We start from the raw sequence: 2999 nt of genomic DNA, 5'->3' as shown, positions 1-2999 counted from the left end.
CACGCCTGCGTCAGACCCGCGTACTGGCTGGTCGAGGCATTGGTGACGTCGACCTCGGTCAGCGCCACGTCCACACCCAGCGCGGCGAAGTTCTGCAGCGTGGTCTGGAAGTTGCCCGGCAGCGAGCTGCCGCCGGTGAAGTGGGTCTGCAGACCCACGCAGTCGATCGGCACACCCCGGGACTTGAAGTCCCGGATCATGTTGTAGACGCCCTGCGTCTTGCCGTACGACCAGTTCTCGATGTTGTAGTCGTTGTAGCAGAGCTTCGTCGACGAGTCGGCCGCCCGCGCGGTGCGGAACGCCACCTCGATCCAGTCGTTACCGGTGCCCTGCAGGTTGGAGCTGCGGCGGCTGCCGTCCTCGTTGAACGCCTCGTTCACCACGTCCCACGCGGCCAGCTTGCCCCGGTAGTGGCCCATGACGCCGTTGATGTGGTCGATCATCGCCTGACGCAGGTTGCTGCCGCTCAGGCTCTGCATCCAGCCCGGCTGCTGCGCGTGCCACGCCAGCGTGTGTCCCCGGACCTTCAGGCCCCGCTGGGTCGCCCAGTTGTAGATCTGGTCGCCCGAGTTGAAGTTGAACTGACCGCGCTGGGGCTGCGTCGCGTCCGGCTTCATCTCGTTCTCGGCCGTGATCATGTTGAACTCACGCCCGGCGATCGTGCTGTACGTCGAGTCGCCGAGCCGGCCCGCCGCGATGGCGGTGCCGAAGTACCGGCCCGACTGCGCGGCGGCCGCGCCCAGCGTGCTCGCGGCGGCGTTCGCCGACGGCATCATCACCGCGACGGCGGCCACCGTCACGGCGCTGACCGCGCCGGCGAGCAGCGCTCGGACAGCGGGCGATCGCCGTCGCCGACTCCCGCCGCGATGAGCGGATGGGCTCATTGCCATCTTGGCCTCCTTACTGGCCAACACCCAGGCCGTCGGGGCGGGACGACTGGACGTTTCGGTTGGGGTATCTAGCTTTGTCGATGCTTTCACCACGCATCGACGGGGACAATGGTGTTTCGGAAAAGTTTCGGAACGTTTTTGGCCGCGTACGGCCGGGCGCGGCGCGGCCGGTCACGCGGGGTGCGGCACCGGCCACGCCACGTCGACGGTCAGGTGACCGTGCAGGCGGTCCCGTTGAGCGTGAAGGTCGCCGGCCTCGGGTTCGAGCCGGTGTGGGTGCCGTTGAAGCCGAAGCTCGTCGACGCCCCGGGCGCCAGCGTCCCGTTGTACGACAGGTTCGTCGCGGTCACCGCCGTGCCCGTCTGGGTCACGTTCGCCGACCAGGCCTGCCCGACCTTCTGCCCGGTGTTGCCGAACGTGAACGCCAGCGTCCAGCCGTTGATCGCCGTGGTGCCGGTGTTGGCGACGGTGATGTTCGCGGTGAACCCGGTGTCCCAGGAGTTCGCCGTCCAGGTCACCGCGCAGGTGCCGCCGGCAGGCGGCGCGGTGGTGGTCACCGTGACGCCGGGCGAGGCGGGCGAGACGTTCCCGGCCGCGTCCACCGCCACCACCGTGAACGTGTACGTGGTGGAGGCGGTCAGCCCGGTCACCGCCAGCGTGGTGCCGGTGGACGAGCCGACCAGGACGTTCCCGCCCCGGTAGACCCGGTACCCGGTGACCCCGACGGCGTCGGTGGACGGACCCCAGGTCAGCGTCAGTCCGGTCGGGCCGACCGCCGAGGCGGTGGGGGTGCCCGGCGCGGTCGGCGCTGTGGTGTCCGGCGCCGGGCCGGCCGGCGTGGTGACGCTGACCGCCGCCGACGACGCCGAGCGGTTGCCGGCGCCGTCGAGCGCCCGCACGGTGAACTGGTACGTCCGCTCGGGCAGCAGCCCGGTCACCGCGAGCGTGTTGGTGGTGGCGGTGCGCAGCACCAGCGCGTCGCTGCCGGTCTGCGACTGGGTGACCTCGTAGCCGGCCAGCCCGCTGCCACCGGTGTCCGTGGAGGCGGCCCAGGTCAGCGTGAGTCCGCTCGACGTGACGGCGGACGCGACGGGGGTGCCGGGCACCGAGGGCGCGGTGGTGTCCGGGGTGACCGGTCCGGGCTCCTCGCCCCAGACCAGTACGCCGCCGGAGTAGAGCGGCACCTTGCGGTTGGGCCCGGCGGTGGCCTGGTACGACGGGTCGTTCGTCGGGTCCCAGGTGCCGCCCTCCGGCACGCCGATCTTGAACTGCACCTCCATCCGGTGCTGCGACTGCCCGGCGGGCGCGATGGTGTAGCCGGTGCAGTCGACCTCGACGTACCAGATGTCACCGGAGAACTGCTTCGCCGTCGACGGCGACGGGCAGCCCTGGGTGTAGCCGGGCGTGACAGTCACCGGTCCGGTGCCGTCGGGCCGGAAGAAGTACCGGAACTTCCCGGTGGTCAGCGCCCGGGCCGGGAACGCCGACTTGTTGTAGATGATCGCCTTGAGCCCGGTGGCGCGCGGCTCGGCCTGCATGACAGTGGTCTCCACAGTCATCTCATCCATGTCGGGCGTCTCGGCGGACGGGAACCCGGCGCGCGGGCTGCCGCCGTACTCGTTGGCGAGCCGGGCCAGCGCAGAGGTGAAGCCGGCGTTGTAGTCGGTGGCCACCTCGTTCATCACGTAGTCCGACCGGCTGTCGGTGTACGCGTCGTTGGCCGCCGACGGGCCGCCGACCAGCGCGCCGTAGAGCACGTGCCGGGTCTCGGTCGGCACCGTCTGGCTGTCCCACCAGGAGCCGTGCGCGGTGCGGTGGTGCGGGTTGCGCGGCGAGTTGGCGCCGAAGCCGATCTGGTAGCTGGAGTTGCGCGGGTTGTCGCCGAGCGCGTAATTGATCTGCCGGACGGCGAAGTCGTGGTAGCGCGCCTTGCGCGTGGTGTCGGTGGTCTTGTCGCTGTAGACCAGCGCCGCGAACGCGGTGTTCGAGGCGTACCGCAGCGCGCCCCACGAGTCGAGCACCGCCACCCCCGAGGCATTCGACACCACCTCCGACGGCGTGCCCACGCTCCACAATCTCGTCCAGGGGCAGTGGCGCGGGGCGGGGGCC

The 2999-nt window shown here is 70.7% G+C and carries 2 protein-coding genes; both read right to left on the bottom strand.

Features of this window, described 5'->3' with window-relative positions:
* Positions 1 to 884, bottom strand: an 884-nt coding sequence (locus tag KBX39_RS27555) for an endo-1,4-beta-xylanase (protein ID WP_247660668.1), incomplete at its 3' end; no start/stop codon positions are given.
* Positions 885 to 1099: 215 nt separating this feature from the next.
* Positions 1100 to 2999, bottom strand: a 1900-nt coding sequence (locus KBX39_RS27550) for a glycoside hydrolase family 9 protein (RefSeq protein ID WP_247660667.1), incomplete at its 5' end; no start/stop codon positions are given.

Source organism: Micromonospora sp. D75, assembly GCF_018070405.1.
In the GTDB taxonomy this organism is placed as follows: Bacteria; Actinomycetota; Actinomycetes; order Mycobacteriales; family Micromonosporaceae; genus Micromonospora; species Micromonospora chalcea.
Note: the sequence above shows the minus strand (reverse complement) of the source record. Positions and strands in the feature narration are given on the sequence as shown.